A 25,599-nucleotide genomic window follows, 5' to 3' on the forward strand; every position below is an offset into this window, starting at 1 on the left:
AGAAAACCCCCTTAAATTTTTATTATTTTATCATTTAAAAATACATAAAAAGCTTTTTCAAATTTTATAATATCATCTTTTACATAATTTTCAATATTAAAGTCAAACACACCCACTCTATACTTTCTTTGAATCTGTTTTATATTATTTACTTCGAAATTTTCTATATCCTTTATTTGATATACTCTATTTTTTATTTCATTTTTCTCGGTTTCATTGAATACAAGCTCATCTGGAAGATATTCTTCTGGTAAATTTCTTAGTATGTCATATCGAAATATGTTCTTTAGTTCTATTTGGTTATCAAAGTAATTATTTGATTTTATAAAATTATACAACTGACTAATAAAAACTTTATTATTCTTATTTATATCAACTGCAATTGTTATCTTTTCAAAAAAATCAGAAGGTTTTTCCCTTTTAGATATTGCTTTTATTGTATATAAAAGAAGCCTTCTATTATATAATCTATCAACAAACTCTTCAATCTGCTTTAATCTATAAAGTTCATTGAAACTTATCGACTTTGTAGATATAACCTCATAGGGTGGGGTATCCCAATATTTTATGTTAAACTTTTCTACCTGTGAATCTATTTTGGTTCCTTTTAATACCTTCAAAAATCCAAGCTGAATTTCATCAGGAAAATAAAAATAAGTTTTATTAAATGACTCTTTGAATGATTGATAATCTTCATGTGGTAATCCTGCAATTAAATCTAAATGAGTAATACATGTTGTATCTTGTAATAATTTTTTAAGGTTATTATCTACTTTTTCAAGGCTATATGTTCTATTTATCTCTTTTAATGTTTGTTCATTAAAACTCTGAAGCCCTATTTCAAGCCTAAAAAGACCTTTTTTTGAGTTATTTAGGCTTTTTATAATATCATCATTAAGTAAATCTGGTGATATTTCAAAATGCACTTGTGTTGTTTTTGAATGAGTTTTGCAAAATTCAATAATTTTTATGCTCCTTTCAATATCAATATTAAAAGTTCTATCGACAAATTTTATAAGTTTTACTTCTTTTTCAAATAGAAATTTAAGTTCTTCAAAAACCTTTTCAATTGGAGCAAACCTAACACTTTTATCTAATGATGAAAGGCAATATGAACATCTAAAAGGACAACCTCTACTGCTTTCGTAGTAATATATTTTGTTTATATCAAGTATTTCATCTTTATATGCAAAAGGTAAATGTGACAAATCAAATAATGGATAATCTTTTTTATTATACATATTATTATTTTCTTGGTAATTGTCTAAAAATTCTAATATTCTATATTCTCCTTCACCTCTTATAATTTCATCAATATATTGTAATTTTGAAATATCATCAAAATAAACCTCTGGACCACCTAAAACAATATATATATTCTTATCAACCTTTTTTATTCCTTCTGCTAACTTTAATACATAGTTTCGATTCCATATATATGTTGATATAGCAACAATATCAGGCTTATATGAAAGGATATTATAAAGAACACTTTTAACATCTTGGTTTATGTTGTACTCTACAAATCTACAATTATAATTTTCATTACATATATGATATAAATACCTTACTGCAAGATTAGTATGAACATAGCTTGAATTTATTGCAACAAAAAGTATCAAGGTTAACAACTCCTAAAAACAGGTGCATTTGTATTGATATTATAATAGGATTTTTGATTATTTTCAATTATTGAGCAAATAGCCGAGTATTAATAAACTCGGCTATCAAGTATTTAATTTAAAGAGAGGCTTTATGGTTTTAAAATATTTCTAATCTTTTGAGTGTCTACTTTTGGTTTTCTATCATAGGTCATAAGTCCATTTATCTCTTGTTGAACATCTGTAAGCTGTGTATAACAGTATCCACAAATATAGTCTAATGACTTTATTTTATCATGCAGAGCTTTAAATCTTTCTATAAACTCCTCTTCTGATTCTGCTGATTTCCCATAACCCCATCCATTTGATGTTGCATATGCTATTCCACCATATTCGGTTAATAATATTGGCTGGCCTTTATATGTGTAACCTTGGGCAAATAATCTTTTCCATATAGGGCTTCTTGAGATAACATCTTCTTTTGAAGAATACTTCTTTTCTATTACTTTAGCATCTTGTTCATAATCATGTATTGTTAACAAATCTGTATCTGTATGCTCCCATCCATCATTTGATACAACTGGTCTTGTGGTATCTAAGGCTCGAATCATATTAACAACTGCAACAGTATAATCTTGTTCATCTTTATTAATTACAACATTAGGTATCCCCCATGATTCATTAAATGGTGTCCACGTTATAATACAAGGATGATTATAATCTCTTTCAATTACCTCTTGCCATTCTTGCATATATGCTTTCATTGCTGTATCGCTAAATTCATAGAATGATGCCATTTCACCCCAAACTAATAAGCCTAATCTATCTGCCCAATAAAGAAAAAGTGGGTCTTCTGCCTTTTGATGTTTCCTAACACCGTTAAATCCAAATTCCTTTGTCATCTTTATATCATATATAATACTTTCTTCATCTGGTGGTGTTATATTTGAATCTGGCCAATATCCTTGATCAAGAATTAATCTTTGATAGATTGGTTCACCATTTAACAATACCTTCCCATCAATAACTCTTATCTCTCGCATACCAAAATAGCTCTTTACATCATCATAAACCTTACCATTGTTATCAATTATCTTAAATTCAATATCATATAGGTTAGGATGATCTGGATGCCATAACATAAGGCCCCATTCTGATACTTTTTTACTATATACATTTATCGAAAATCTAAGCTTTTGACTTGTACACCTTACAACTGTTGATGTTATAAATTCTCCTTTGTAATAAATATCAGTTTGAAGACTAATTTCTTCATCAACAAAATTAAGGTTAGCCTCAATATCTATCATTCCTTTATTTACAACCGATTTCATTTTTACATTTGCAATACATCTCTCATCTACTGGTTCAAGCCATACTGTCTGCCATATTCCGGTAGTTCTTGTATACCAACATGCAAAAGTAGATTCAATCCATGACTGTTTACCTCTTGCTTGTTCTTTGTTTTCCCATTCATCTTCTGCTTTTACATAAACAGTATTTTCTCTATTATGGTCTATATAATTTGTTATATCAAAACTAAATGGAGTGTACCCTCCTACATGACTTCCTAAGTATTGTTCATTTACCCATATCTTAGCTTTATAATCTACTGCCCCAAAATTAAGTATTATGTTTTTCCCTTCCCAATCTTTTGGTATGCTAAATGTTCTTTTGTACCAAACATAATTGTGCCCTTCTTGTATATTTATGCCACTTAACTTTGTTTCATAGGTAAATGGAACTATTATTCTTTTTGAAAAACTTTTACCTTTAAACCATCTCTCTTTTTCACCTAAATTATTGTCATCAAACTCAAATTCCCATTCTCCATTTAAATTCATCCATTGTTCTCTTTTAAAATTTGGTCGTGGATATTCTTGTCGTGGTATCTGTGTCATTTACTTTTCTGCTCCTTTCAAAAATATTTATAAAAATTATAAAACTATTTTACAATTCGAGTATAATTGAAATAATCAAAGTCATATATTGAATCTGTTGACATAGGAGAATATGCTGTAATTCCAACTCGAGTAATGTCAAAATTGCTTCCTGAATATTCTGCTATATTAGTCCACTTTTTATTATTATCACTTTTATACATTGATGTGTATTTATTAGCTTTCTTTTCAATTTTTAAGGCAATATTCTTTGAACTGTTAGATATTTCTATTTTCTTCGAAAATATTGTACCTTTTAAACAATAATAGAATTCAATATATGTTTTTTTATCACCATCTATCCTAACAAGTTCTATATAGTTATCATAGTCTTGAAATATAATAAGTCCTGCTCTATCACCATAACTTTTTTGCAAAGGGCTTAACGAAGTTTCTATTGAAAAATTAAGGTCATTAGTGTATTGTATGATAATATTCGATACATCAAGATTATCATTTTTTATATTTTGTAAATTAGTTTGATATGTCTTTATTCTCAAATTGCCTTTTTTTGCTGTTAATGAAATATTATTTTGTCCAATAATAAACCATTTCGATCTATCAAGTTTCGTACTATTAAAATTATCACTTGATGCTAATTTAGGCACTTTAGAACCAGATGGTAGTGGTTGAGGTGTATAAGTTGGTCCAATAACCTTTACTTTTCCATCCTTGGTAAATAGCAGTCTATCAATAGCTAACTGTCTTAAATATGTCCCCTCTTTTATCATTTGTGTGTGATAAACTATAAAATATTCTCTATCATCTGGGCTTTTTACAACAGAATTATGGCCAGGGCCAGTTACAAAAGAATTCTTTTTTAAAATTGGATTTTCTTTAGCTTTTATAAAAGGTCCTAATGGGTTATTAGAAACCGCATATCCAACCGAATAGTCAGGAGAGGCATAAAAATTTGCTGAATAAAATAGATAGTATTTATTATTATGTTTTACGACAAATGGACCTTCGTTCCATTTTGCACCAATTTCCCAACTTTGAGAAGGTGTAAGTAAAAATTTAGCTTCTCCTATTGTGTTTTTTAAGTCTTTTGATAACTTAACAACATAAATATCACTAGTTGGATTTTCTGAACAATCCCTTGAATAATATAAATAAACTTGACCATTATCAACAAATGGATGTGCATCAATAGCTGCATATCCAAAATCAAAAAGTGGAGCTTTTATATCTACAAATGGCCCTAATGGAGAATTAGATTCAGCAAGGCAAATTCTAAGTGTTTTATTACCATCAATCATTCCAGCAGCACTATAAAACAAATAAAACTTGCCATTATAGTATAGAACCTCTGGAGCCCAAAAAGAATCAAAACCCCAAGATTTTTCATTTGATTTATATGCAAATCCCTTATACTCGAAGTTCACTAAATCAGGCGATTCCCAAACCTCAAATCCTCCTGACATACCAGCTCCTCTTTCTGATGTGGCATATAAATAATATTTATTATTGTATTTTAAAATAAATGGATCGGCTACTTTATAAACAGTTAGAGGATTTTTATATTTTATTTGTTCACTACTCATTGCAATTTCTCCTAAATAAAAATTAAAGAGAGTAATGATTAAAACTAAAAAAGTAAAAAGACTTTTCTTCACATAAAACTCCCCTTTTTATTTTATCCTTTTAATCCACTCATTGTAATACCTCTTACAAAAAACCTTTGAGTAAATAAGAAAAGAATTATTGCTGGTAATGCTGAAACAGTTGCACCTGCCATCATTTTTCCAAATTCTATAACATATTTTCCTTGGAAAAGTGATAAACCAACTGGTAGAGTTCTCATAAATGTATCATTTGTAACAATTAAGGGCCACAAGAAATCATTCCAATTCCCCATAAACGAAAATACTGCAAGTGTAACTAGTGCTGGTTTTGATAAAGGTAAAATAATATTCTTATAAATTACAAAATTTGATGCTCCATCAATATATGCTGATTCATCATATTCTTTTGGTATTGTTTTAAAAAATTGTCTGAGTAAGAAAACTCCAAAAACGCCTGCAAGACCTGGTATAATCATTGGATAATAGGTATCAATCCAGTTAAATTTATAAACAACTATATAAGAAGGAATTAAATTCATAACTGGTGGTATCATATAGGTAGCCATAAGAAGCCAAAATAAAAGTTCCCTCCCTTTGAAATTAAGTCTTGCATAACCATATGCTGCCAAAGAATCTACTATTACAACCAATAATGTATAAACTGATGCTACAAACAAACTATTTAAAAACCATCTAATTATTGGTGCATCATAAGTATCCTTAAATATATAAATATAGTTTTCGAGTGAAAACGGGTGTGGAATCCATTCAGGTGGGACCTTTACAACCGTATACTCAGGTTTTAAAGATGTTGATAACATCCAAATTAACGGAACAATCCATATTATGCACAAAATACTAATAATTGCAGTAATAATAATCTTTTTTATCAAATCTGATCTTGACATTTATATAATCACCACCTTATTCTCTGTCCATTATTCTATATTGAAAGATTGATATTACAATCATTATTAAGCCCATTAAAATTGCCATTGCCGCGGCTGAACCCATTCTATATTGACTAAACCCTACATCTCTTATGTACATTACAGCAGTTCTTGTAGCTGTCCCAGGACCACCCCTTGTTGCAATATATGGTTGACCAAAAAGATTGAATGAAGCAATTGTTGAAGTTATTGTTATAAATAAAAATGTTGGTTTTAGAGAAGGCAATGTTATATGAAATAACTGTTGAAACCAATTAGCACCATCAATTCTTGAAGCTTCGTAATATTCTTCGGGAACATCTTGAAGACCAGCAAGGAAAATAACCATATTATTACCAATAGTCCACCAAATAGTCATAATAACTAATGCTATCCATGCATATGGCAAATCTGAAAGCCAAGGGGTTTTGATACCAAAATAATAATTTAATATACCTGCATTTGAATCAAATACCCACATCCATATCAAGCATATGGTTGATACTGAAAGTGCAACAGGCATATAAAAAATTGTTCTGAAAAAATTTTTAAATGGTATCTTTTCATTTAATAACAAAGCTAATATAAAGGCTACTGCTATTAAGAGTGGGACACTAAATATTACAAATTCAATTGTATGCCATAATGAACTCCAAAATTCTGAATAATCAATTGTTTCTTTATTGAATAAATCCATATAGTTTTTGAACCCAACAAATTTGGGTTCAGTCATAAAATCCCATTTAAAAAAACTAATATAAAGGCCATAAAAAGTAGGGTAAATCAGGAATATTAAAAATAATATAAAATGAGGGCCTATAAATAAAACAGGAGTCAATTTTGATAAAATCTTTTTCATTTAAACACCCCTTTTAATATGAATTAAAAGGCAGGCAAAATACCTGCCTTTTCCTTATCTGTCTACCTATTTTGTTTTATTATTTTTTCAACCTTTACAGCAGCTTCATCTAACGCTTGTTTTGGTGTCTTTTTACCTAATACCGCAAGATTTACTGCTTCACCAAGCGGACCCATAACATCGCCAGAAATTGGTGACATTGGTGGAAATACAATATAATCAGCTTGTTTAGCTATTTCATATTGTTCTTTCAATGTAGCAAATGCTTTACTAAATCTAACTGAATTTCTTGCTGGAACTTGACCTGCTTTTGCCCATTCAAAGCTGTTTCTTGATATAAAGTCTATAAACTTAAATATAGCATCCTTTTTAGAATTAAAGTCTTTTTTCTTAAATACAACAAAGTTGTGTGAACCTGCCCATGTAGCTTTTTTAGGACCAATTTGTGGTACAGGTGCTGTCATAAAATTAAGACCTTTTTGTTCTTTGTATCCTTGAATCATCCATATACCATTTAGTTGCATTGCTAATTTACCTTGTTTAAATAAGGTAACTTCACCGTCTTGTTGGATATTTGCTGGAGATATCTTATATTTAAATATAGTATCTACTAAGAATTGTAATGCTTCTATACCTTCTTTACTATTAAACAATGGCTTTGTAATTTTAAGATAATCATCAAAAGCTTTGCCACCAAATTGATGTAGATATGCCCAATAGATTTGGCTTGATGGCCATCCTGGAGGCATTGCAAATCCCCATTGATCTATTTTACCATCACCATCAGTATCCTTTGTGCATTTCTTAGCTAAATCAAGAAATTCTTCTCTATTTGCTGGAGGATGATCATAACCAGCTTGTTTTAACAAATCGACGTTATAGTATAATGCTAAAGGATGAACATCAAGTGGAATTCCATATCTTTTTCCATTAATTATTCCTGCTTTCCATACAACTGGTATAAAGTCATTCTCTGATAATTTTAGTTTTGATGCAAATTCATCTAAAGGCAACAATATACCTTTGTTTGCGTATTTAGCTATTGAATCAAGGTGCATTATTCCTATATCAGGAGCCTTTCCACTAACAACTGCTGTAACAATTTTATCATAATAGGCTCCCCATTGCATAACTTGCATCTTAACTTGTATTTTACCTTGATACTTTTGATTAAAGATATCTACTAACTTTGCAATACCTTTACCATCTGGCCCTGTAAAACCATTCCAAAATTCAAGCTGAATAGGTCCTGCTGCTTTTGCTGAATTGGTATGAAACGCAAAAGCAAATGTAAAAGCAAACACAACCACTAAAAATAAGGCAATCATTCTTTTAGAACTTTTCATCTTTATACCTCCTAAAGTTTTAATTTTATCTAAAACCATTTATGGTTTTAGCCAAGTAATAAACTAATCATTATGTAGTATTTATATTAATATATTAATTATTATATTAATATTATAAAAAAATAATCACCTATTTGCAGTAGGTGATTTAAAAATTTTATTACTTTTTTATTATATTTGCATAATGTTTTATTCTTTTTATTAATTTATTATTTATTAATTAAGTATTTTGCTTATTTATTTATCTGTTTATAATATAATTTTACTTCAATATTTGTATCATAATTCCCAAAACCTTTACCAAATATAGTAACACCACCAGGATGTAAAGAATCTTCATGAACAGTTATTGTAAATGTTATATATCTATTTTCTTTTATATTTAAATCTGAAATGTTAACATTTGATACCTTTCTCCCATCTATAAATGTTCCATTGTCTTCAACTAGAATCCTTTTCAAAAGTCCATACTGAGATATATTCTCTGGCCACCATTCAGGTGTATAAAAACCTTTTTTATCATTAAAATCACCCGGGCTTGTAAAAGTACCAATGTTTATATCATTTACATAAAATGTAATATCAGAAGGCCATTCAATTAAGCTTCCAGGTGCTTCTGATCCAAGTTCAAGCATAATTTCTAACATATCAGGTTCTTGACTTGCTAATAAATAATTTGGTATTGAATATTTAACATATCCTGTTGTAAACCATAGTATAGATGCATGAATATGTTCTGGATCCGCAAAATATCTTGGCTCATCATACATTCCGATTAATTTTTCGGTCGATGCCAAACCACAGGTAGGTTTTACATCAAAATCAATATACTGCCCTACCGGAATAGAAAAGTTATAGTAGTTATGAATTTCTTTTGGTTTTTTAATTATTACAGTTGCATAATCCATATTTAAAGAACATAGCTTTTGAGCTCCTCTAATACCTGGCTGTGATTCTGATTTTATTATTCATGCTTTCTCCAATTTATTTATATGCATCGTAACTATTGCCGAAGATAAGCCAAGATTTTCAGCAATCTCTTTTATATTCATGGATCTATCCGAAAGAAATTCTATAATCTTTAAACGAACATCAGAAGCTAATGCCTCGAAAAAAGCTATATTCTCTTGTGATGCAAATATTTCCATCAATTACACCTTCTTTTTTAGATTATATTAATATTAAACTAAATTTATTAATATATTTCAAGATATTCTTTAATTAATTTTTGTATTAAATAAAAAAGACTACCAAAAAGGTAGTAACCTTTTAGTAGTCTTTAAATTCTATAATTTATATGAAAATCATCATATAAACAAATTAACCCCTGCTTCACTGGCCTCTCCTAAGTATGTTGCAACTCCACCAATTTCAACACCATCAATAAGTTCTTCTTTTTTAATACCCATTACATCCATTGACATTGAGCATGCAATAAACTTAACACCTAATTCTTGAGCCTCTTTAAGCATCTGAGGTAATGAATTTACATTCTTTTTCTTCATCATATATTTCATTAATCTTGGGCCAATACCTAAAAAGTTAAGTTTTGATAAAGGTAGTTTGTCAACACCTTTTGGCATCATCATTCCAAACATCTTTTCCAAGAATGATTTTCCACCTGCTTTTTTCTTGGCATCTCTTAAAACATTTAATCCCCAAAATGTAAAAAACATAGTTACTTCGTCACCCATAGCTGCTGCACCAGTTGCTATAACTAAAGATGCCATTACCTTGTCTAAATCATTGCTAAAAACAATAATGGTTTTTTTATCCTCTCTCATATATAACACCTCCTCTCTGCACTATAATTCTTAAACCTTTTTTATTTTTGCTTTTATTATTCCATTTACTTCTTCAAGAGATATTAATTCATTTTTTGTTTTTTTGCACCAGCTCTCAACATCTCTTTTAAAAGCCATATCAGTTACTTCAATTACAACTACATCTCCACTTTGTGCCTCTTTCATTTGTTTAAAAAGTTGTGTTATTGGACCTGGGCATTGTAAATATTTAGCATCAATAAAATATTCAGCCATTTTAAAAACACCTCCAAATATAATAAATTTATTTTGTCCAAAACTATTACATTAAAAAAATACCCCTGTTAAATAATTAAAAACCAATTTGTGATTGTTAATTATTTATCAATTCATAGCAAAAAAAGCCTTACTGCAAAAGTTATGGCTTTTGCAGTAAATTTATGTTAAAAATTTAATCAATGTATTTATTATTTTATTTATCTCCTCTTTTGAGATATTCTCTTTTTCAAAGCATGTTGATGCATGGCTATCAATTAATAAAAACCCAACCTTTTCTATTGATTTTTTTATTGCTGAAATCTGAAGCATAACTTTCTCACAATCTACATCATCTTCTACCATTTTTAATATTCCTTCAACATGCCCTTTTATTGTTTTAAGCCTCATAATCACATCTTCTTTTTGATTATTATGAAGCATATTACTTCTCCTCTTTCATAGAAACTGCACCATGAGGACAATATGCTGTACAAACACCACAGCCTGTACATTTTGATTCATCAATGTCAATCTTTACATTAAAAAATCCTTGCCTTTCAATTTTAAAAGCACCAAACTTACATGATCTTGCAGCAGGGCAAAATGGTGATGAATCACAAACGTTTTTATCAAGTTTTGCCTTTCTCATTTTCAACCTCCCGTTAAATTATCCCCATACCTATGGGGTGTATCCATATAATATTATATTCGTTTCTTTTAAAATTTTCAATATTTTTTTAAATAAAAAATTATGATGTTTGTGTAAATTAACCGCAACAGAAAGAGAAAATATTGAAGCAATAGCCATCAACTGTGTATTATATTAGTTAAAAAGACAAAAACATACATAGGAGGATAGACTTTGGCTCACAAAAATAATGTCACTATGTAGAGAATTAAATATTTATTTTATTAAAAATTTATAAAACTTGGTAAAATTAAAAGAAATTTAGCGGAAAATAAAGCTAATTTTTACTATAATTATTTGATAAAATTGTAAAAGCCCACACCCCTTTATTTTAATGGGTTGCAGGCTTTTTTTATTCTTTTTGCTGCAAAAGTTAGGTTAATGCCCTATTAAGAATGCTACTTTAGGATAAAAAGTGTTAAGCAGAAGGCTGCGAGTGACTTTTTGATTGACATTACTTTTTGAATTACTTGTTGTAAAAGTGACGTGTAAAAAACTTTACAACTTCCACAATAGGTATTATTGAAATTGAAGCCAAAATTATAATTGTCCACTGTGAAATATTAAGGTATTCCAGCTTAAATAGCTCCCTTAACGCAGGAATTAATAGTACTGCAACCTGAAGCAATATCGAAGCTATAAAAGCAAGATTTAAATATTTGTTTGAAAATACACCCATTTTGAATAACGAGTTATTGTTTGAACGTGCATTGTATGCATGTGTAAGCTGTATTAAGCTTAGTGTCATGAAAGTCATGGTAATTGCAATTTTATGGTTATATAGTTTTTGTCCAATAAAGAATACCAGCAATGTTATCAATCCTTTTAAAATGCCCTGATAGATAATCGAAAAGCCAAGACCTCCAGCAAAAATATTTTCAGAAGATTTTTCAGACTTTCTCTTCATTACATCGATTTCTGCTTTTTCCATGCCAAGTGCCAAAGCAGGAAAAGTGTCTGTCACAAGATTTACCCACAGTATATGAATTGGATACAATACTATCCAGTTTAAAAGTGTCGCAATGAATAATGTTACAACTTCTCCAATGTTTGAAGAAAGCAAAAACTGTATAGTTTTTCGAATATTATCATAAATCTTTCTTCCTTCCTCAACAGCTGCAATAATTGTAGCAAAGTTATCATCTGCTAAAATAACATCAGATACATTTTTTGTCACATCGGTTCCGGTTATGCCCATACCAATTCCAATGTCGGCAGCTTTCAGAGCAGGTGCATCATTAACTCCATCACCTGTCATAGCAACTATTTTGTTGTGACTTCTCCAAGCGTCTACAATTCTTAATTTGTGCTCAGGAGAGACTCTTGCATATACCCTTACTTCTTTTACTTTTTCCTTTAGTTGCTGGTCTTCTAATTTGTCAATTTCGGTACCTGTCATAACTTGCGAAAGTTCATCTTTGTTGGTATCAATTATTTTTAATTCCTTAGCAATTGCGATTGCTGTGTCTTTATGGTCTCCTGTTATCATCACAGGTGTTATCCCTGCTTGGTAACAAACATCAACAGCTTTATAAGCTTCTTTTCTTGGAGGGTCAATCATTCCAATAAGTCCTATAAAGATGAGGCTGTCTTCAATAGCATTTTTATTGTCTAATTGGTTTTTATCAATTTCTTTATAGGCAAAAGCTAAAACTCTAAGTGCATTGGAAGACATTTCTTTGTTTGCTTGGAGAATTTTTTCAACCATATTTTCATCAAGAGGAAGGATATCATCGTTTATCATTATAAACTTGCATTTATTGATTATCACGTCCAAAGCACCTTTTGAAAAAACCTGAAATTTTTGGCCATTTTTGTTTGTATGCACTGTTGTCATCATTTTCCTGACAGAATCAAAAGGTACTTCATCTATTCTCTTATAAACCTTTTCAATTACGTTCTTATTAAATCCTTTCTCGTATGCAAATTTTGCCAAGGCAATTTCTGTAGGATCACCTATAAACTGAGGATTTTTGTTAACTAAATTTAATTTAACGTCATTACAAAGTGCCATTATCTGAAGTAAAGTTTTTGATGAATTATCTTCATTTTTAAGAGTATTGTTTAAATTAGCGTTACAATAAACTTTTACAACATTCATCTTGTTTTGAGTAAGTGTCCCAGTTTTATCTGAACAAATAATTTCAACTCTTCCTATTGTTTCTATCGAAGATAGTCTTCTTATTATGGCGTTTCGTTTTGCCATTCTTTGAACACCAATTGCTAAAACAATCGTAACAACTGCAGGAAGTCCCTCTGGGATTACAGCAACAGACAATGAAACAGCAGTCAAAAACATCTCAAATACATCTCGACGGTAAAAAAGCCCTGTTACAAACACAATAAATGCAATTGCCAGAATCCCAATAGTAAGATATTTACCTATTTCTTCCAATTTTTCGTGAAGAGGAGTTTTGGTAGTAATTGCAGATTGAAGGTTAACAAAGTTTGCTATTTTTCCTATCTCTGTTTTCATGCCTGTTGAAACAACTACACCTTTTGCTCGGCCATATGTTACAATTGTTCCCATGAAAGCCATATTTGTTCTTTCTGCAAGAGGGATTAATTCCTCAAGCTTATTATTTGTATCTTTTTCAACAGGAACTGATTCTCCAGTTAGAGCCGACTCATCAATTTTAAGGTTGAAGCTTTCAATTAGTCTCAAGTCTGCCGGAACAATATCGCCTGCTTCAATCTCGATTATATCACCAACTACTATTTCATCTGTTTTAACATGTAATATGCGTCCATCTCTATAAACTTTTGCATATGGCATATTAAGTTTTTTTAATGCAGCAATGGCTTTTTCAGCTTTTATCTCTTGGGCTACTCCAAAAATTGCGTTGATGATTAAAACTGCTAAGATGATTGCAGCATCTGCTACTTCTCTGAGAAGAATTGAGATTATGGCAGCAACCAATAGTACAAGTACCATAACATTTTTAAATTGTTCGCCAAAAAGTACTAATAAGGATTTCTTTCTTCCTTGTTCAATTATATTTTTTCCATTTACCTTGATTCTTTCTTCTGCTTCTTCTAAGGAAAGTCCATAAAAACTGGTTTTTAAATCTTCTAAAACATTCTCTACATTTTTTGAATGAAAATTATTAATATTTTGTTTCAACTTTTAATTCCTCCTTTTTAAGTATTATTTTTAGCCTTTTGCAAAAACGCTCAAAATGTTTATAAAAATAACTCTAAATTCATTCAATCTCTCTTGAAAAATGCATCCAAAAATAATCCTAACATGAATTCCGATAAAATTTATTCCATTGTCTATTCTTCTTTACCTAAAATAGCTTCTGTACCTTTATTGGATACTATTTTGTATCAATCTTCTTTTCCTATCTTCTACTTATATTACATTTTTCATTCATCTATTTCCTATTATTTATAAAATTTTATTGTATCTAATTCCCATTATCCCATCTTATTTCTATTCACTTCACTCCTTTTGCAAACGACTAAGGTATTATTTTAAAAAATTCAATATTTCAGATACTATTATAAGGTTACTAAATATTTTTAAAGTCAAATAAAAAAGACTTTTAACATGTGATTATATACCACATGTTAAAAGTCTTGCACACCCTATTTAGGAGGACCTTATCCCCAGAGAAAGATTTTAAAAATATCTTTCTCGCGAATGTTGAGGACAAGTCATTTGGTGCTACTCCCTTTTAACATAAATGAAAAACTATTTTAAGTTTTTTAATCAAAGCCTATTTAATATTATACAGAACAACTTACATCTTTTCAATACCATAATTATTCACAAGTTTTTATAATAAAAAAATAATACTAACATAACATTTTTAGTAAATATTCGTTATAATTAGATGTGAAAATATTCATTTGTTAGGAGGTAAAAATTAATGAAGAGGTTTTTTAAAGTTATATCAATTGTATTAATTTTAGCATTTTGCTTATCTTCAATTTCATTTGCTCAATCACAACTTATTACTGATACCAAGGAGATTGAGGGTAAAACCTATGTTGAGATTAATAACTTAAGTCAAATTCTTGAATTTAATTACACAAAAAATGAAAATGGTATTGTGGTTTCCTCAAAAACACTTTCTGTAAAAGAGATAATTGATAAGGTTAATAAATCTGTAGTAGCTATAATTGGTGATAGTAAAAAGATTAAAGCTGATGATTTCTATTATAGTAAAATTCCAGCAGGTCTTATGCATGGCTCTGGTGTTGTAATTGATAAAAATGGACTTATTCTTACAAATAACCATGTTGTTGAGGATATGAAAGAGCCATATGTAATCTTTTATGATGCAAAAGCATATAAAGGAACAGTCCTTTATAGGAATAAAGACATCGACCTCGCTATTGTAAAGGTTAATAGATCAAACTTAACACCTATTGAAATTGAAGACCCAAAAAATATAGATGTTGGTGATGATGTTCTTGCAATTGGGACTCCTTTATCTATTGCTTGGAGAAATAGCGTATCAAAAGGTATTATAAGTGGGCTTAATAGGCCGGTTGATGAGACATATACCTATATCCAAACAGATGCAAGTATAAACCCTGGAAATAGTGGGGGACCACTTGTTAATATGCAAGGAAAACTGGTTGGTATAAATACACTTGGTATTGCCTATTGGCAAGGTATTAATTTTGCAATCCCAGCTGAAAATGTTTTGTACTTTATTGATCATTTTAAGAAATATGGCAAACTAAAAAGATGCTATTTGGGTTTAGAATTTGAAGATAGTTGGCTATCTTATGTCGGACTTCCTTCCACTCTTGGATTAAAAATTGTTGATGTGAAATCTGATAGCCCATTAAAAGGATTTGTACAAGAAAATGATATCTTAATATCTATAAATAATATCTCAATAAATTCAGTTGCAGAATATAATGAAACATTAAAGAAGTTTTTACCTGGTGATAAGGTTTTGGTAAAAATCAAAAGGCAAGATAAGACACAAGATAAAATACAAGATAAGATATTAGAAAAAACAGTAACACTTAAAGAATATCAAGAAAGCAAATAATATGGTAAGGAGATGAGATATATGAAAAAAAGAGTATTATCATTATTTATAATATTTGTTGTTTTATTTTCCTTTGCAGCATCATTTGCACAGGATGATGACGGTGTAATTGATTTTTACTCTGTATTTTCAAAAGATGATGTAAATAAAAATAAGGTTGGTAACAGTGTATATAACTGGTCAATATACATGCCTCAAGATGCTTATATAAATAAAGATCCAAAAGGCACATATTTTTCTATGAGCAGCAATAGTTATAAAGCTAACATTTCAATTGATTCAATATTAAATACATTTAATTATTCTTCATTAGATGAAATAATTCTCTATGGCAAAGATTTATTAAGTGGGTACTATGGTTCAAATAAACTATATTCACTTATTAAAGGAAAGGATAAATTAAATCAACAGTATATTGAGACAACTAATGTATATACAGATTCTTTTTATGTATATGTTGATGAAGAAGAAAGCACAGGACAATTTACTTTAACAAGAATATATTTAAGTACTAATAAAAAGTATAACTATATATATAGGGTTATGATTAATATGGATTTAAAATTCTATAGAGAACATCCAAATCTTCTTTATAAAATCGCAGATTCTTTTGAAATGAATTTTGATTCTAAAAATCCAAATATCAAAGATTTAGCTGATAATGTTACAAATTGGAGAGTTCAGAAGAATACAAGTTATGGTTGGCAGATTGACCTTCCACCTTATTGGCGAACTACTGATATGTATAATTTTGAATATAATTCATCTACACAATCATTTGCTCCATTATATAGCGATGAAGAAATGGGTAAGACTGATACTTCAATAAATAACGAAGCAAAGGATTCAGTTGCTATTCAACCACAACAAATAATGAATGTTTTGGATGAATACCTTACTGTATCAGTTATTTCAACAAATAAAGGTAATTTTGATTCATGGCTTGAAAGTGAAAAAGAAAGTTATAAAAAATATAATTCATTACTATATAAAGTTGAAAAGATAAGTGATTTTAATATTGCAAATTCAACAAGTAAGCTTATAGAAGCCACAATTCAGCAAAGTGCAAATAAGAAATTTGTAGAAAAAAGGTTATTAGTTGAATCAAATAATACAAAATACCTTGTAAGGCTTTATGTACTCAAATCAAAATATGATAAAAATAAAGCACAATATGAAAGGATTTTATCCTCATTTAAACCAATAAATCAAAAAAGTAAATATTTAGGAACAATTATATGGCCTGGAGATTTAAGTATTAAAAATACAACACAAAAGATAAAATTCAAAAAATACCCATTTGAAATGCAGCTTTCTAAGGATTGGAGAACAAATCAATATTATTATGGTGGTATGGGGTATTATTATGAATTTAAACAATTTGTAGATTACTCTGTATCAGATTTTGAAAATTTAACATTATATAATGTAAACAATACAACACTTAATATAAGCTGCTTTTTAAGTATGGATTCATTTGAAAATAGAATCAAAAATTATTTACAACCATTGACTGAAGATAATAACTATAAAAATAAATTGATTGATATAACAGTTGAAAAATTCTCAACAAGAGGATTAAATATGTACAAAGTATCCACAAGATATAATATTAAAAAGGTTCAAGAGGTAGCTTCAGAAAATATGCAAAGAGATTTTGACTTTAATGCATTATTCAATAGAACTCAATATTTTATAGGTACAGGCAAATACTTCTATACAATAGATCTAAATGCACCAGTTATGTATTGGACCAATTCATTAGAAAGCGAATTTGATAAGGCATTTAAGAGTATTAATATTGAGAACATTGTAGATTTGTCAAAGGTAAATATCAAATGGGTAAAAGATAATATATCAAATTACCAAAAGAAGGATAAATAAGATTTTTAAGTTAACTTAAAGAGGCTAACCCAAAACATATTATTCTTTTATATTTCGTGCTTTATATAGTAGATAAATACTAAATACTGAAAATATGTAAAACAAAAGAGGGTGTTCAATTATCTTTTGAGACACCCTCGAATTTCTTCATATTCTAAATTAATATTATATATAGCAAGGTTTGCCAACAATATATCTGCTTTATTATTATCGTAATTTATAATTATATTATTATTATCGTTCACATAATACTTTCTAAATATAATATTTACCTCATCTTTATGTTCAAATACATTCGTTACAGGGTTTAATGGCAAAGCTATATTACTTTTAAAATATGTATCAAATATTTTATATATAAACATTTTCATCACCTATAATACTGTGCTTGCAAAGAATACATTTCATTATATTCATTACATTCTTCCATTAACTGCTCATGTGTACCAAAGGCTACAATCTCTCCCTCTTTAATAAATATTACGTAGTCAGCAAATTTTACACTTGATAATCTATGAGAAATAAATACTGCTGTCTTACCTTCAGTAAGTTTTGAAAATTGTCTAAATAGTTCATATTCTGCATATGGATCTAATGCACTTGATGGCTCATCTAATATTATTATTGGGGTATCTTTAAAAAAAGCTCGAGCTATTGCTAATTTTTGTAATTCTCCGCCTGATAACTCAATCCCTTTTTCATCAAATATCTTATAAAGCTGTGTATATATTCCTTTTTCTAATGTTTTTATTTTCTCTCCTAAACCAACATTAGCTAATATTTTTAATACAGCATCATCATTTATATTGTCTTCTGATAAAGTTACATTTTCCTTTATACTAGCAGCATAGCTTTGATAATCTTGAAATACTACACTAAATAATTTCCTATAATCAGTATAATTTATGTCTTTTATATCGATTCCATTATATGCAATTATTCCGCTTTGTGGATCGTATAATCTAGTTAATAACTTAACAAAAGTGGTTTTACCTGCTCCATTTGGACCAACTATCACATACTTTTTATTTGATTCTATTTCAATATTAAGATTCTTAAAAAGAATTCTTTCAGCTCCAGGATATGCAAATGTTACATTTATAAATTTAATAACAAAATTGTTAATACCTTCAATTTTCTTCGATAGCATCTTTTTATCTTCTTTTTGAATCTTATTTTCAATTGAAAGAAAATCTCTAAAGTATTGAACATATTCTCCAGTTGACTTAACCTCAATATAATTCCATGCAATTCCATTTAATGATTCTGTAAAACGACTTATGGCATTGAAAAATAAAACAAAATCTCCAAAAGTAATTTTCTTAATAATGACTTGATAGCCTAATAATAGATAACATATTATATCTTGAATTAAGGAAGCAATATTTGATATTAAATAATTTATATGCATATTTAGATAAAACGATTTGTTTTCTTTTTCTAACTTTTTAAAAATTATATTTATTTTATTTTCTATCCATGAAGAAATGTTGAACAACCTTAACTCTTTTGCATATTTTGAATCTTGAAATAAATTCATATAATAGCTTAATTTTCTTCTTAATGGTGCTAAGTTCTCATACGTTTTTATTTCAATACGCTTACTTCTATTATTTAATAATGCATTTAAAATTACAACAATTATTGCTAATAAAACTATAAAAAAATTTAATCGTGATAAAATTATAATAATTGATGCAATAGTAATTGCTTGAGATACAGAGTTGAAAATTGCATTTACAATTTTTGTTGCCCCACCTTGTGATATTTTAGTTGCTTTTTCTAAACTATCCCATATTTTAGGATCTTCTAAATATTGTAAATCCAAATTAGCAACTTTCTTTTTTATCATTAATGAAAAGTAATTAAAAAGCATATCAGATTTTATTTGTAAAAAGTTACCTCTTAGAATATAAGAAAATGTATTATAACTAATAGTTATTAAAAAATAAGCAAAAACTAAATAACAAATAGTATTGAAATTCTTCCCTTTTTGTATTGAATCTAATACTATTTTAGGGAAATATAATCCGATTAATGGAAATAATCCATCTGTAATTGTAAGAACAGAATATAGTATAAAATATGATTTGCTAAAACCCCATACAATTTTAAGCAAATAAAAATTATTTGATAATGATTTTGGGACATCTTTTAATAGCGGTTTTATAAAGTTATCTATATTTTTCATGAAACATCAACCCTCTTATATCAAACACTATCACATCTAAACTATTATCATATAGAAATTATATTTATGAAAAATATAACATTATTAATTTATGCATCTTTTAATTAGATCGAAACATGATATACTTACTATTCTGTTGTATCCTATATGGAGATTAGGCTAACGCTATTATAATTTGGGTATAGTAAATATTCCTCTTCCTTTTAGAGCATAACCTATATAGTCTTATAAGTGTATTATAAATATTGATTTATTAAATATATCTTTTAAATAATATATATTACTTTATTTCCATTTATCAGGTTAATTCTATTAAATCATTTTTTTTGTGTCAATTCTTATTTTTCTTTTTTTTTCATTTTTTTAGACCTTCCTATATAATTATTATTTTATCTTTAATTTGCTCTGTTTTTCTTTTGTTTTCTCAATGTTTTAAATTTTTGTTATCAAATAAAACATAAGAAATGCAGCAGATATTTGTAAAATAAAAAAGAGAGTTTCAATTATTTGTAAACTCTCAAATAAATTATTAAAAATAAAAATACAAATAAGACTTTATGTTACCATTAAAAAGCTTTCTATTTCTATCAGCTTTTCTTCCAAAGGCTTTTTCAAAGTCTTCAAATGCACTCAATATAAAAAATCGCCAGTTAATGAATTCTTTGAGATTCTTACCGAATGCCTTATAAAGCTGAAATAAATCACTTTGGCTAATTCTTTCACCGTATGGTGGATTGCATACTATTATTCCCTTTTCACTTGATTTCTTTATCTTTGTTGCATCTTCTTTAAATATCCTTATATCCTTATCTACACCTGCTAATTTAGCATTGTTATGTGCTGCTTTTAAAACCTCGCTATCTATGTCGCTTGCAAGTATCTCAAATTTTTCATTTGGCTTTACCATTTGCAAAGCCTTAATTCTTGCTTCTTTCCATAGCTTCTCATCAATCAATCCCCAATTTTCTGAAATAAAATTCTTGTTAAGCCCTGGAGCAATATTTTTTGCATATAAAGCTGCTTCAATAGCTATTGTGCCTGAGCCACAAAATGGATCCCATAGTGTTTCAGAACTTGTCCTCCATCTACTTAATAAAACCATAGCAGAGGCCAATGTTTCTTTTATTGGTGCATCACCTATATACTTTCTATACCCACGTTTATGAAGTGAGCTACCTGAGGTATCCAATGTAATTGTTGCTATATCATTATTCAAAGCTATTTCAATTGGGTATTTAGCACCTGATTCTTCAAACCAATTCTTATTGTATCTTTTTTTGAGTTTTTCAATTATAGCTTTTTTAGTAATAGCTTGACAGTCTCTAATGCTAAATAGAGTTGATTTTACTGACCTGCCTGTTACATATATATTAGCATCTTGAGGTAGTATATCTTGCCATTCAATTTCATAAACACCATCAAAAAGCTGGTCAAATGTTGTTGCTTTAAACTGTTTTATTATTATTAACACTCTATCAGCTGTTCTAAGATGTATATTTGCTCTACAAACATCAAAGTAATCCCCTTCAAATAAAACCCTTCCGTTATCAATTTTTAGATTTTGGTATCCTAAGTTTTTAAGCTCTTCTGAGACTATTGACTCTATACCAAAAGAACTTGTAACAGCAATTTTAATCATTTATAACACATCCATTTATATTTTTATATTTATATTTTAATCCTATCATTTATTTAACATTCTTGATAAAATAACTTTATAGCCATCAGCACCATAATTTAGTGCTCTATTAACTCTACTAATAGTTGCTGGAGATGCTCCAGTTTTTTTAGTTATATCATTATATTTAGCATTCTCATAAAGCATCCTTGCTACTTCAAATCTTTGGGACATCTCTTGTATCTCTTTAATTGTGCATAGGTCTTCAAAAAAGTTATAGCATTCTTCTATTGTTTTAAGGTTTAAAATAGCTTCGAATAAATGGTCACACATCTCGTTTTTTAATTTTGAGTTCATGTTAAATCTTTCCACCTTATATTACTTCTTTTATTTAAAATTATATCAATATAATTAATTGAAGTAAATATAAGCAATATTAAGGGGAAGATTAGATCTTCCCCTCATTTTGCTTTTCCATGTTTTTGCATATTTCGCAGCCGTAACATACTGAAAGCCTTTCTTCAAAAATCAGTTTAACCAAGTTGATTATTTCTGTGTGTTTAGGGTTATTATCTATTGAATGAAAAATTACTTTTTTCGGTGATATTGAAATTATTCTACTAATCAGAATATCTTCAGTAGTAAGATTTAGCTTAAAGTTTTTCTGAAGTAGATTATAAACCTCATCTTGCACCTCATTATACTGTTGATTTAAAATAGCATAACGATTATTTAAGGGAACAATATGCACTAAATCCTCTTTTGAATCTTGGATATTTAGAAAATACTTTAAAAGGTTTATAAACTCATAATACTCTCTTTCTAAAAAATAATTATTTGCTGAGTAATCAATGAGATTTATTACCTCTTTTGTATACTCTTTCAGTCTAAAGGTTATAAATCCTTCAAAATTAAGCTGATAGTTATTATCCAGGAATTCTAAAATCTTTTTAATAATTGTATATTTTATCTTTGAAAAGCTCTGGTTATCTATTAGTTGATTAAATTTGCTTATGCTTAGCTCTTTAATTTTCTGTTTTTCAATATCATCAAGGAAATAGTAGTTTTCTTCTATTGTTTTTTGAATGAACCTTTCTTTAGTCCAGTCAACTATAAGGCTGCATATAGCAGAAGCAATGCAGTACTTAATCTTTTCATAAGAAAATTTGTCAAGATTGTTTAACACAGTTGAATCATCAATATTGATACTGAAAAATGTGATATCACCCTGTTCTTGAAGATTAATAACTACATTGCCAACCTTACGCTTTTGTTCATTTAGATATCTATTTAATTTATCATAAATATATTGTGGTTGCTCTTCAACCCCAAAACTTAATACTAACATAATTCCCCACTTCCTTTTTTGAGTGTGGGTTAATATAAATTTACCCTAAAAAAAATTTTTTAAGCATGTGTTTTTTTCTAGTCCTGTATGACAGGTATTATTGAACCTATATCCTGCAATTTATAATTTGGCGTATATACCAAATCTTTCTTGTATTTTTTTAAAAACATTTTTATTTCTTGAAAATCTGGATGTTTTGATATATCACCATTAAATAAAAGTAAGTCCTTATCAATAAAGCCTGCACATCCGCCAATAAATCCATAATTCAAGTTAAATAATTCAATAAATCCAGGTTTTATTAAAAGTGTATCTATTCCATTATTTAAAGTTTTTTTGGCAATTCCTTTATCAGAAGTTATTATAGCATTTTTTTCGATTATTAATATAGAACATTTTGTATACCCTTGATTTACACTAATTGTTTTAAGATTAACCTTTTTAATATATTCCAAAACAATTTTATCAGTAATTTCTAAATTATGGATTATATAATCATTAATTCTTGCTATATTATATGCACAATCGTTAGGATATTTACTTTGTAAAGCCTTGTTTCCAAATATAATATTAACTCCAATATCAATTAGTTTTTGTGTTGTTTTTTTTGGGGCATTCGGTGCTGTTATTATTATATCATCTTGGAATGGAAAATAAAAAATATCAGGATGTGACGAGATAGATTCATGCACATCCTGAGATTTATTTACTATAATTGGTGTTATATTATTCTCTTCTAATACATAAAATGTTTTATTATAAGCTCTTTCATCAATCAAAACATACTTGACTTTGCTACTAGGTGAATGCGGAAACTTAACAAAGTTCATATTTTAACCTTCTTTATGGCTGGATTATTCTTTAGTGCTATACCTATTATACTTGAAACTAAACCAGAAAGTAAACCCTGAAGTAAATTAAATGGGAGATTTACTGTTGCCACTTTTATACCAAACTGTATATCTCTATTGACATTTAGTGCTGAAGACAATGATTTTAAAATAAATGCCTCTGCTAAAAAATAACCTAATGCCATTAATATACCAGCAGCAAAAGTTCCTATTATTATCTTTTTATTATCGAATTTTTCTTGTTTATAATTTGCAATATAGCCACATAGATAACCTTCAAGGCCTTTAATTATGAAAGTAAGTGGAGCATAAACTGTATAACCAGAGAGTATATCAGCTAAGGCAGAACCAAACGAGCCTGCTATAAAACCTAAATTTTTTCCAAAAATAATTGCTCCTAACATTATAATAACATCACCTAAATTAAAATAACCTGAAAGTAAAGGTATCTTAATTGTGTAAGTTACAACAAAGGTTAATGCAATAAATAATGCTGAAAAAACTAAAAACCTAGTTTTATTATTCTGCATATAAATATCCCCCGTAAAAATATTTTTTATATTATTTTATAAAAACTGCTTGAAGAAATAAATATAAAAAAGACTAAGTGTATCGATACACTTAGTCTAATTTCTTATTAAATCTTTTCATTGAGGCAATTAATAATATTGCCCCCAAAATAAACAAGGCTAACATTTCATCCCACAAAAAATATATCCCAACACCTTTTAAAATTATACCACGCAAAATGACAAGTAAATAAGTTAGAGGAATAAAATTACCAATAAATTGTATTATGAAAGGCATTGCTTCTCTTGGAAACATGAAGCCTGATAACAATACACTTGGTAAAATAAATAATAACGATAGCTGCATTGCTTGAAGTTGGTTTTTTGAAATTGATGAAATTAGAATTCCAATGGATAATGCACATATAACAAAACCAATACCCATTAACAGCAATAATACTAAGCTACCTTTTATCTTGACATTGAACCACATGGTACCGAATATAAGTGCAATTAGAAAATCTCCTATTCCAAGTATTGTATAAGGAACTAATTTGCCAAGTATTAATTCCACAGATGTTATCGGTGTAACAACAAGCTGCTCAATAGTTCCTTTTTCTCTTTCTCGAACTATTGCAAATGCTGTTAAAATGATTGTAATATTCTGCATAATTAGTCCAATAAGTCCAGGTATGGTAAAAAGCTCACTCTTCATTGATGGATTGTACATAACTTTTGTCCTTACATCAACAGGCAGCATTTTTTCAGGTGATAACTTTTGTGTATAGCTTTGAAGGGTTAGTATTCCTCCTGAAAACATTGTTCTTGCAACTGTTGGATCAGTTCCATCAACTACAAAAAAAATCTGCGGCTTTTTATTAGATTTTATTTTTTTAGAAAATCCAGAAGGTATTATTAGCTGTGCTTTAATATCACCTTTATCAATCCAATTATCTAATTCTTTGAAGTTTTGTGCATATTTTGATGGATAGAAGTATTTGGTGTTTTCTAACTTTTTTATTAATTCCCTGCTTTCAATAGTCTTATCTAAATCTAAAATGCCAATCTTTACGTTATCCACTTCAGTTTTCACAGCATATCCAAAGAGTAAAAGCATTAATATTGGAGCTACAAAGGCTAATCCAAAGCTTGCTTTGTCTCTCTTTATTTGAATGAACTCCTTTTTTACAATTGCTTTAAATCTATTAAATGAAAATAAACTCATAAAATATTC

23 protein-coding genes are annotated in these 25,599 nt (G+C 28.5%); 2 read left to right on the plus strand and 21 right to left on the minus strand.

The window, feature by feature from the left end:
• Positions 1–11: 11 nt before the first annotated feature.
• The 13 genes from ACAG39_06125 to ACAG39_06185 all read right to left on the minus strand — a co-directional run bounded on the left by ACAG39_06125 (position 12) and on the right by ACAG39_06185 (position 14,073).
• Positions 12–1,622, minus strand: a complete 1,611-nt coding sequence (locus tag ACAG39_06125; protein MEZ0536816.1) for a DUF4080 domain-containing protein — start codon at positions 1,620–1,622, stop codon at positions 12–14.
• A gap of 131 nt (positions 1,623–1,753) precedes the next feature.
• Positions 1,754–3,502: a glycoside hydrolase family 2 protein gene (locus tag ACAG39_06130; GenBank protein ID MEZ0536817.1), complete on the minus strand. Its 1,749-nt coding sequence runs from the start codon at positions 3,500–3,502 to the stop codon at positions 1,754–1,756.
• A 44-nt stretch (positions 3,503–3,546) separates the two neighbouring features.
• Positions 3,547–5,085: a family 43 glycosylhydrolase gene (locus ACAG39_06135; GenBank protein ID MEZ0536818.1), complete on the minus strand. Its 1,539-nt coding sequence runs from the start codon at positions 5,083–5,085 to the stop codon at positions 3,547–3,549.
• 92 nt (positions 5,086–5,177) lie between these two features.
• Positions 5,178–6,014, minus strand: coding sequence for a carbohydrate ABC transporter permease (locus ACAG39_06140; protein ID MEZ0536819.1), 837 nt, complete (start codon positions 6,012–6,014; stop codon positions 5,178–5,180).
• 16 nt (positions 6,015–6,030) lie between these two features.
• On the minus strand, positions 6,031–6,894 hold the full coding sequence (locus tag ACAG39_06145) for a carbohydrate ABC transporter permease (protein ID MEZ0536820.1): 864 nt from the start codon (positions 6,892–6,894) through the stop codon (positions 6,031–6,033).
• 62 nt (positions 6,895–6,956) lie between these two features.
• Positions 6,957–8,240: an ABC transporter substrate-binding protein gene (locus ACAG39_06150; GenBank protein ID MEZ0536821.1), complete on the minus strand. Its 1,284-nt coding sequence runs from the start codon at positions 8,238–8,240 to the stop codon at positions 6,957–6,959.
• A gap of 233 nt (positions 8,241–8,473) precedes the next feature.
• Positions 8,474–9,148 (minus strand): transcriptional regulator, encoded by a 675-nt coding sequence (locus tag ACAG39_06155; protein ID MEZ0536822.1) that lies wholly within the window; start codon positions 9,146–9,148, stop codon positions 8,474–8,476.
• 60 nt (positions 9,149–9,208) lie between these two features.
• Positions 9,209–9,388 carry an ArsR/SmtB family transcription factor gene (locus tag ACAG39_06160; protein MEZ0536823.1) on the minus strand — a complete coding sequence of 60 codons (180 nt, stop codon included), beginning with the start codon at positions 9,386–9,388 and terminating at the stop codon, positions 9,209–9,211.
• Positions 9,389–9,547: 159 nt separating this feature from the next.
• Entirely contained in the window at positions 9,548–10,024 is a 477-nt protein-coding gene (locus ACAG39_06165; protein MEZ0536824.1) for a DsrE/DsrF/DrsH-like family protein, read from the minus strand.
• A 30-nt stretch (positions 10,025–10,054) separates the two neighbouring features.
• Positions 10,055–10,279 carry a sulfurtransferase TusA family protein gene (locus ACAG39_06170; protein ID MEZ0536825.1) on the minus strand — a complete coding sequence of 75 codons (225 nt, stop codon included), beginning with the start codon at positions 10,277–10,279 and terminating at the stop codon, positions 10,055–10,057.
• Positions 10,280–10,441: 162 nt separating this feature from the next.
• Entirely contained in the window at positions 10,442–10,702 is a 261-nt protein-coding gene (locus tag ACAG39_06175) for a metal-sensitive transcriptional regulator (protein MEZ0536826.1), read from the minus strand.
• Between the two features lies 1 nt (position 10,703).
• The gene (locus ACAG39_06180) at positions 10,704–10,910 is read right to left on the minus strand and encodes a 4Fe-4S binding protein (protein MEZ0536827.1); all 207 of its coding nucleotides are present in this window, start codon (positions 10,908–10,910) and stop codon (positions 10,704–10,706) included.
• 505 nt (positions 10,911–11,415) lie between these two features.
• Positions 11,416–14,073, minus strand: coding sequence for a calcium-translocating P-type ATPase, SERCA-type (locus tag ACAG39_06185; GenBank protein MEZ0536828.1), 2,658 nt, complete (start codon positions 14,071–14,073; stop codon positions 11,416–11,418).
• Positions 14,074–14,824: 751 nt separating this feature from the next.
• On the opposite strand from ACAG39_06185, the gene ACAG39_06190 reads away from it, so the two are divergent.
• Positions 14,825–15,964, plus strand: coding sequence for a S1C family serine protease (locus ACAG39_06190; GenBank protein MEZ0536829.1), 1,140 nt, complete (start codon positions 14,825–14,827; stop codon positions 15,962–15,964).
• Between the two features lie 21 nt (positions 15,965–15,985).
• On the plus strand, positions 15,986–17,848 hold the full coding sequence (locus tag ACAG39_06195) for a hypothetical protein (GenBank protein MEZ0536830.1): 1,863 nt from the start codon (positions 15,986–15,988) through the stop codon (positions 17,846–17,848).
• Positions 17,849–17,967: 119 nt separating this feature from the next.
• On the opposite strand, the gene ACAG39_06200 is transcribed toward ACAG39_06195, so the two are convergent.
• From ACAG39_06200 to ACAG39_06235, 8 genes are all read right to left on the minus strand, one after another.
• Positions 17,968–18,213: a hypothetical protein gene (locus tag ACAG39_06200; GenBank protein ID MEZ0536831.1), complete on the minus strand. Its 246-nt coding sequence runs from the start codon at positions 18,211–18,213 to the stop codon at positions 17,968–17,970.
• Positions 18,214–18,218: 5 nt separating this feature from the next.
• Positions 18,219–20,039: an ABC transporter ATP-binding protein gene (locus ACAG39_06205; protein ID MEZ0536832.1), complete on the minus strand. Its 1,821-nt coding sequence runs from the start codon at positions 20,037–20,039 to the stop codon at positions 18,219–18,221.
• Between the two features lie 529 nt (positions 20,040–20,568).
• Positions 20,569–21,678 carry a class I SAM-dependent RNA methyltransferase gene (locus ACAG39_06210; protein ID MEZ0536833.1) on the minus strand — a complete coding sequence of 370 codons (1,110 nt, stop codon included), beginning with the start codon at positions 21,676–21,678 and terminating at the stop codon, positions 20,569–20,571.
• A 45-nt stretch (positions 21,679–21,723) separates the two neighbouring features.
• Positions 21,724–22,014 (minus strand): YerC/YecD family TrpR-related protein, encoded by a 291-nt coding sequence (locus ACAG39_06215; protein ID MEZ0536834.1) that lies wholly within the window; start codon positions 22,012–22,014, stop codon positions 21,724–21,726.
• A 91-nt stretch (positions 22,015–22,105) separates the two neighbouring features.
• The gene (gene ytxC, locus ACAG39_06220; GenBank protein MEZ0536835.1) at positions 22,106–23,005 is read right to left on the minus strand and encodes a sporulation protein YtxC; all 900 of its coding nucleotides are present in this window, start codon (positions 23,003–23,005) and stop codon (positions 22,106–22,108) included.
• Positions 23,006–23,082: 77 nt separating this feature from the next.
• Positions 23,083–23,835: a DUF6873 family GME fold protein gene (locus ACAG39_06225; GenBank protein MEZ0536836.1), complete on the minus strand. Its 753-nt coding sequence runs from the start codon at positions 23,833–23,835 to the stop codon at positions 23,083–23,085.
• On the minus strand, positions 23,832–24,386 hold the full coding sequence (locus tag ACAG39_06230; GenBank protein MEZ0536837.1) for an ECF transporter S component: 555 nt from the start codon (positions 24,384–24,386) through the stop codon (positions 23,832–23,834). The genes ACAG39_06225 and ACAG39_06230 overlap by 4 nt, the downstream gene beginning before the upstream one ends.
• A 91-nt stretch (positions 24,387–24,477) precedes the next feature.
• Positions 24,478–25,590: an ABC transporter permease gene (locus tag ACAG39_06235; GenBank protein ID MEZ0536838.1), complete on the minus strand. Its 1,113-nt coding sequence runs from the start codon at positions 25,588–25,590 to the stop codon at positions 24,478–24,480.
• Positions 25,591–25,599: the final 9 nt, after the last annotated feature.

It is taken from the genome of Caldicellulosiruptoraceae bacterium PP1 (assembly GCA_041320695.1).
In the GTDB taxonomy this organism is placed as follows: Bacteria; Bacillota; Thermoanaerobacteria; order Caldicellulosiruptorales; family Caldicellulosiruptoraceae; genus JBGGOQ01.

What these genes read in the sequence shown, in the direction of transcription:
- ACAG39_06130 (MEZ0536817.1), bottom strand. Translation starts at nt 3,502, where the DNA reads ATGACACAGATACCACGACAAGAATATCCACGACCAAATTTTAAAAGA.
- ACAG39_06165 (MEZ0536824.1), bottom strand. Translation starts at nt 10,024, where the DNA reads ATGAGAGAGGATAAAAAAACCATTATTGTTTTTAGCAATGATTTAGAC.
- ACAG39_06190 (MEZ0536829.1), top strand. Translation starts at nt 14,825, where the DNA reads ATGAAGAGGTTTTTTAAAGTTATATCAATTGTATTAATTTTAGCATTT.
- ACAG39_06170 (MEZ0536825.1), bottom strand. Translation starts at nt 10,279, where the DNA reads ATGGCTGAATATTTTATTGATGCTAAATATTTACAATGCCCAGGTCCA.
- ACAG39_06210 (MEZ0536833.1), bottom strand. Translation starts at nt 21,678, where the DNA reads ATGATTAAAATTGCTGTTACAAGTTCTTTTGGTATAGAGTCAATAGTC.
- ACAG39_06135 (MEZ0536818.1), bottom strand. Translation starts at nt 5,085, where the DNA reads ATGAGTAGTGAACAAATAAAATATAAAAATCCTCTAACTGTTTATAAA.
- ACAG39_06200 (MEZ0536831.1), bottom strand. Translation starts at nt 18,213, where the DNA reads ATGTTTATATATAAAATATTTGATACATATTTTAAAAGTAATATAGCT.
- ACAG39_06225 (MEZ0536836.1), bottom strand. Translation starts at nt 23,835, where the DNA reads ATGAACTTTGTTAAGTTTCCGCATTCACCTAGTAGCAAAGTCAAGTAT.
- ACAG39_06175 (MEZ0536826.1), bottom strand. Translation starts at nt 10,702, where the DNA reads ATGCTTCATAATAATCAAAAAGAAGATGTGATTATGAGGCTTAAAACA.
- ACAG39_06205 (MEZ0536832.1), bottom strand. Translation starts at nt 20,039, where the DNA reads ATGAAAAATATAGATAACTTTATAAAACCGCTATTAAAAGATGTCCCA.
- ACAG39_06195 (MEZ0536830.1), top strand. Translation starts at nt 15,986, where the DNA reads ATGAAAAAAAGAGTATTATCATTATTTATAATATTTGTTGTTTTATTT.
- ACAG39_06145 (MEZ0536820.1), bottom strand. Translation starts at nt 6,894, where the DNA reads ATGAAAAAGATTTTATCAAAATTGACTCCTGTTTTATTTATAGGCCCT.
- ACAG39_06155 (MEZ0536822.1), bottom strand. Translation starts at nt 9,148, where the DNA reads ATGGATTATGCAACTGTAATAATTAAAAAACCAAAAGAAATTCATAAC.
- ytxC (MEZ0536835.1), bottom strand. Translation starts at nt 23,005, where the DNA reads ATGTTAGTATTAAGTTTTGGGGTTGAAGAGCAACCACAATATATTTAT.
- ACAG39_06215 (MEZ0536834.1), bottom strand. Translation starts at nt 22,014, where the DNA reads ATGAACTCAAAATTAAAAAACGAGATGTGTGACCATTTATTCGAAGCT.
- ACAG39_06160 (MEZ0536823.1), bottom strand. Translation starts at nt 9,388, where the DNA reads ATGGAAATATTTGCATCACAAGAGAATATAGCTTTTTTCGAGGCATTA.
- ACAG39_06140 (MEZ0536819.1), bottom strand. Translation starts at nt 6,014, where the DNA reads ATGTCAAGATCAGATTTGATAAAAAAGATTATTATTACTGCAATTATT.
- ACAG39_06150 (MEZ0536821.1), bottom strand. Translation starts at nt 8,240, where the DNA reads ATGAAAAGTTCTAAAAGAATGATTGCCTTATTTTTAGTGGTTGTGTTT.
- ACAG39_06180 (MEZ0536827.1), bottom strand. Translation starts at nt 10,910, where the DNA reads ATGAGAAAGGCAAAACTTGATAAAAACGTTTGTGATTCATCACCATTT.
- ACAG39_06235 (MEZ0536838.1), bottom strand. Translation starts at nt 25,590, where the DNA reads ATGAGTTTATTTTCATTTAATAGATTTAAAGCAATTGTAAAAAAGGAG.
- ACAG39_06230 (MEZ0536837.1), bottom strand. Translation starts at nt 24,386, where the DNA reads ATGCAGAATAATAAAACTAGGTTTTTAGTTTTTTCAGCATTATTTATT.